This is a genomic window from Actinocorallia lasiicapitis (assembly GCF_054778695.1).
In genome coordinates this window covers 1-1,202 of record NZ_BAAGZI010000745.1, presented here as the reverse complement: position 1 = coordinate 1,202, position 1,202 = coordinate 1, and the positions used below count along the sequence as shown (strand labels likewise).

At 72.7% G+C, this 1,202-nt stretch carries 2 protein-coding genes; both read right to left on the bottom strand.

Features of this window, described 5'->3' with window-relative positions; genetic code table 11:
• Nucleotides 1-22: 22 nt before the first annotated feature.
• Entirely contained in the window at nt 23-205 is a 183-nt protein-coding gene (locus tag ACYVE7_RS34300) for a hypothetical protein (protein WP_460370771.1), read from the bottom strand.
• Nucleotides 206-235: 30 nt separating this feature from the next.
• Nucleotides 236-1,051 (bottom strand): ABC transporter permease, encoded by an 816-nt coding sequence (locus ACYVE7_RS34295; RefSeq protein ID WP_460370769.1) that lies wholly within the window; start codon nt 1,049-1,051, stop codon nt 236-238.
• Nucleotides 1,052-1,202: the final 151 nt, after the last annotated feature.

The window sequence follows — 1,202 nt, the reverse complement described above, 5'->3', positions numbered from 1 at the left end:
TCGTGGAACATGACCTGCTCGGTCAGACCGAAGGTGTAGTTGCCGCGGCCGGATCGGCGGTCGGCTCCAGCAGCCGCGGCAGCGCCTCGCCGACGGGGACGCGCCGCAGCGGCACCCGTTCCAGGACTCCGGGCCCGGTCAGGCACCAGGTGGGAGTCCCGGACGGCGCGGGGTAGAGCAGATGGGGCGGGTCGAACGCGAGCACGGAACTCCTTGATCGGGTTACTCGGCCGGGCTACCGGGACAGCCGGCGGAAGCGGCGCGCGGCCAGCGGGAAGAACACCGCGGTGATCACCAGCGGCCAGCCTACGGCGAGCAGTGCGGCATGGTCGGCGGCCCAGCTCGTGCCGTCGGAGCCGGGGTTGCCGAACAGGTCGCGGACCGCGGTGACGGTCGCCGACAGCGGGTTGGCGTCGGCCAGCCACCCGAGCCAGCCGGGCATGTCGGCGGTCGAGGCGAACACGTTCGACAGGAACCCGAACGGCCATACCAGGATCTGCACGGCCATCACCGCCTGCGGCCGGGGATAACGCAACCCCAGGTAGACGCCCATCCACAGGAACGCCCACCGCAGCCAGAGCAGCAGCGCGACGCCGATCAGCAGCCGGCCGAACCCGTCGTGCCAGCGCCAGCCGACCGCGAGGCCCGCCGCCATCATGACGACGAGGCCGAGCGCCGCGTTGAGCAGATCGGCGACGGCCCGGCCCGCCAGGACGGCGCCCGCGGCCATCGGCAGGGTGCGGAAGCGGTCGGTGACCCCGGCGTTGGCGTCGGTGGCGACGGCCGTGAAGGTGCCTTCGAGCCCGAACACCATGGTCAGGCCGAACATGCCGGGGAGCAGGTACTCCTTGTAGTCGCCCCCGCCGGGCAGTTCGATCCCGCCGCCCAGCAGATAGGCGAAGATCAGCACCATCAGGACGGGGAACAGCAGGCCGACGATCACCTGATCGGGCTGGCGCGCCCAGTGCAGCAGGGCGCGGCGGGTGAGCACCCAGCCGTCGGCGACGGCCCAGCCCAACGCGGTCCTGCGCGGCGCGGTCAGAACGGTCACACGTGCTCCTTCTCGTTCTCGGGGCGGCCCCCGGTGAGGTGCAGGAACACCTCGTCGAGGGTGGGGCGGCGGACCCCGGCGTCGGCGACGGAGATTCCGGCCGCGGCGAGCTCGGTGAGCGCGCCGGTGAGGGCGGCGACCCGGTCGGTGA